The following is a 615-nucleotide window of genomic DNA, read 5'->3' as shown; positions in this document are numbered from 1 at the left end:
TGAAGCAGTATCGCAAGCTAAAACTGCTGGAACAACTGAAGTCAATTCAATCAATCCGCAGCCAGTAGCGAAGCCAGCAGCCAAGCAAGCGATTGATGATGCGCTGAAAGCTAAGGAATCAGCCATTGATTCACGCACCGATTTGACGGACGAGGAGAAAGCTGCAGCGAAAGCCGATGCCAAAGCTAAGGCAGACGAGGCTAAGAAGAACATCGACGTTGCGACGACAAACTCAGAAGTTGATCAAGCCAAGACTGATGGAACAACTGAGGTCAATGGAGTGGAGCCAACCGCGCAAAGTAAGCCAGCAGCCAAGCAAGCAATCGATGATGCGCTGAAAGCTAAGGAATCAGCCATTGATTCACGTACCGATTTGACGGATGAAGAGAAAGCTGCAGCGAAAGCCGATGCCAAAGCTAAGGCCGATGAGGCTAAGAAGAACATTGACGCTGCGACCACAAATGCAGAAGTCGACCAGGCTAAGTCAACTGGGACAACTGAAGTTAACGGAGTCAACCCAACTGCGCAAAGCAAGCCAGCAGCTAAGCAATCGATCGATGATGCCCTGAAAGCCAAGGAAGCAGCCATTGATTCACGTACTGATTTGACGGATGA

Annotated in this window: 1 protein-coding gene; it reads left to right on the top strand. The window is 49.8% G+C overall.

Translation table 11 applies throughout. The annotated features are described in order from the left end of the window. Positions 1-615, top strand: a 615-nt coding sequence (locus M1F63_RS10115) for a DUF1542 domain-containing protein (protein WP_247941333.1), incomplete at both ends; no start/stop codon positions are given.

The organism is Streptococcus oralis, from assembly GCF_023109155.1.
Lineage (GTDB): Bacteria > Bacillota > Bacilli > Lactobacillales > Streptococcaceae > Streptococcus > Streptococcus oralis_BZ.
Note: the sequence above shows the minus strand (reverse complement) of the source record. Positions and strands in the feature narration are given on the sequence as shown.